This window comes from Trueperaceae bacterium, from assembly GCA_036381035.1.
In the GTDB taxonomy this organism is placed as follows: Bacteria; Deinococcota; Deinococci; order Deinococcales; family Trueperaceae; genus DASRWD01.
In genome coordinates this window covers 1-1,429 of record DASVDQ010000062.1, presented here as the reverse complement: position 1 = coordinate 1,429, position 1,429 = coordinate 1, and the positions used below count along the sequence as shown (strand labels likewise).

Below are 1,429 nucleotides of genomic sequence, written 5' to 3'. Positions count from 1 at the left end.
CGTGTGGTAGCGGTGGGCCGCCTCGATCAGGTACTTCGACGGGATGCAGCCCACGTTGACGCAGGTGCCGCCGACGACCTCGCCGCCCTCGACGATCGCCGCCGTGGCTCCGAGCTCCGAGGCACGGATCGCGGCCGCCATTCCCGCGCCGCCGCTGCCGACGATCAGCAGGTCGTACACGTCCCCCGTGCGGCTACTCACGGCCGACCCCTGCCCGGTCGTCGGTCACGACGGTGGCCCGGTAGCCGAGCTCCCGGATGGCTGCGACCATCGCCTCGACGCTCACCTTGTCGGGGTCGTAGACGACGACTGCCTCGCGCTTCTCGTAGCTGACTTCGGCCTTCTCGACGCCGTCCAGGCGGCTGAGCACGGCGCGGGTCGCGATCGCGCACCCGCCGCACGTCATGCCCTCGACCCTGAACGTGGCCGTGTCGGCGTCGAGTGCGGCCGTCGGCGCGCGGGCAACCTCGCCGGACGCCGGCGGTGCCGATGCGGCTTCCAAGCCGGCCGGCGCCCGGCAGACGTCACAGAGCGCGAATAAACCGGCCGCGCCCACGCCGAGGAATCCGAGCAGTGTGTGTTTCAAGATCATGATGCGTCCTCCTCTTTCGGGATCGCGGATCAAAAGACGAGCGTCAGACGAGCCAGGTGGACCAGGTCGGAAACGTCCAGAACACGAGCGCGAGCGCGGTCGCCGTCCACAGGATCACCCTGTCGCGCCTGCGACTCCTCGGCACGGAGCAGACCTCCCCGGGCTCGCACTGCGCCTCGGCCAGGCGCCGCCGGCCGTAGACCGTGTAGAACCCGGTCCCGAGGCCGAGCACCATGAGGATGCCGAAAACGGGGCGAAGCGGCTCGAAGGTGCTCGCGAGCCCGGCGCCGACGCCGAAGGCCACGAAGAGCAGAGGCCCCACGCAGCAGAGCGCGCCCAGGAACGCCGCGCCCACCGCGCCGAGCGAGGCCCAGAGCCCGCGTCGCGAAGCGCGATCAATCTCCTCCCGCTCGTCTGCGATCGGTATCTCGCCGGTTCGGTTCCGCTCAGCCATGCTTCATCACCCGGCTCAGTGCGCCCTTGAGGCTCTCCAACGCCTCCCGGCCCTCGGCGCCGCCCGCCTCGACGCGCGGAAGGACACAGCTCTCCATGTGCGCCTGGACGAGCTCGGCGGCCACGCCGTTCACGGCCTGCTTCAACGCCGCGACCTGGACCAGGATGTCGTCGCAGCTCTTGTGCTCCTCGAGCATACGCTCGATACCGGACACCTGCCCGCCCAGGCGGCGCAAGCGGTTACGGATCCTCTTCTCCGCCTCCGGCGTCAGATAGACCTCGTCGGTCGGACATGTCGTGCTCATGGGTTCTCCTCGCTCGATATACCCACTGGGGTATTCACCGCAAAAGCTATACCCCCGGGGGTACATTCGTCAAGTGGCG

General features: G+C 69.3%; 4 protein-coding genes. All 4 read right to left on the bottom strand.

All coding sequences use genetic code 11. From position 1 onward, the window contains the following. Positions 1 to 201: FAD-dependent oxidoreductase (locus tag VF202_07620; GenBank protein ID HEX7039961.1), on the bottom strand; the 201-nt coding region annotated here is incomplete at its 3' end. After that, positions 194 to 625: a metal-binding (seleno)protein gene (locus tag VF202_07615; GenBank protein ID HEX7039960.1), complete on the bottom strand. Its 432-nt coding sequence runs from the start codon at positions 623 to 625 to the stop codon at positions 194 to 196. The genes VF202_07615 and VF202_07620, both read right to left, overlap by 8 nt. Positions 626 to 635: 10 nt before the next feature. Then, positions 636 to 1,046, bottom strand: coding sequence for a mercuric transporter MerT family protein (locus tag VF202_07610; protein ID HEX7039959.1), 411 nt, complete (start codon positions 1,044 to 1,046; stop codon positions 636 to 638). Next, complete coding sequence (locus VF202_07605; protein HEX7039958.1) at positions 1,039 to 1,350, bottom strand: metal-sensitive transcriptional regulator; 312 nt, start codon at positions 1,348 to 1,350, stop codon at positions 1,039 to 1,041. Before VF202_07605 ends, VF202_07610 begins: the two co-directional genes overlap by 8 nt. Between the last annotated feature and the right edge of the window lie 79 nt (positions 1,351 to 1,429).

Coding starts and splice junctions, on each gene's coding strand:
- VF202_07610 (HEX7039959.1), bottom strand. CDS start 1,046: ATGGCTGAGCGGAACCGAACCGGCGAGATACCGATCGCAGACGAGCGG.
- VF202_07605 (HEX7039958.1), bottom strand. CDS start 1,350: ATGAGCACGACATGTCCGACCGACGAGGTCTATCTGACGCCGGAGGCG.